The following is a 920-nucleotide window of genomic DNA, read 5'->3' on the forward strand; positions in this document are numbered from 1 at the left end:
AGCTCTACCATATTGTACAAGATATGGCTATGGTAGCTCAGATCCCTATGCCACGTGTCTATATTGTGGATGATCCATCCATGAATGCATTTGCGACAGGGTCTAATCCTCAAAATGCAGCCGTTGCAGCGACAACAGGTCTACTGGCTGTGATGAACCGTGAGGAATTGGAGGGAGTTATCGGACATGAAGTCAGCCATATTCGCAATTATGATATCCGCATCTCCACGATTGCAGTTGCCCTTGCCAGTGCCATCACCATGCTTTCTAGTATTGGAGGACGGATGATGTGGTGGGGCGGTGGCCGTAGCCGGGATGATGATCGAGAAGGTAGCGGTGGTTTGGAGATTGTTATGTTGATCCTTTCCTTGCTTGCCATCGTTTTAGCGCCATTAGCAGCGACCTTGGTCCAGTTAGCCATTTCTCGTCAACGGGAGTTCCTAGCAGACGCTTCAAGTGTTGAATTGACGCGGAATCCTCAAGGGATGATCAATGCTTTGTTAAAACTAGACAATAGCGAACCAATGCAACGACATGTCGATGATGCGAGCAGTGCTCTTTTTATCAACGATCCAAAAAAAGAATCCGGATTGCAAAAACTCTTTTATACCCACCCACCCATTGCTGAGCGGGTGGCTCGCCTAAGAAAAATGTAAAAAAATCCACCATTAGCAGGATTGAGAGTGTAGGAAAACTGTTTTTCTTTATAAATCTAATAAATTCTATACAAATAAAAGAAATTTATTCTTTAGAATTATTAACTCATCTATTGAAACTTTCCGCCGTGAGAAAAGTGCTAGAAACAATTGTGTTTCTAGCACTCGGGAGTTTTGGGAGTAAAACAGTTCGGGGAACTGTTTTAGCCTGAGCCAAAAAATTAAAAAGCAAAGGGGTCCAAAACTAAGTCATGGAACTTCTTC

Annotated in this window: 1 protein-coding gene; it reads left to right on the forward strand. The window is 43.4% G+C overall.

The genetic code is table 11. The annotated features are described in order from the left end of the window. A partial coding sequence (gene htpX, locus SPADD19_RS01045) for a zinc metalloprotease HtpX (protein ID WP_241496378.1) occupies positions 1–656 on the forward strand: 656 nt, incomplete at its 5' end. Positions 657–920 lie beyond the last annotated feature (264 nt).

The sequence above is a fragment of the Streptococcus parasanguinis genome (genome assembly GCF_001578955.1).
Classification (GTDB): domain Bacteria; phylum Bacillota; class Bacilli; order Lactobacillales; family Streptococcaceae; genus Streptococcus; species Streptococcus parasanguinis_U.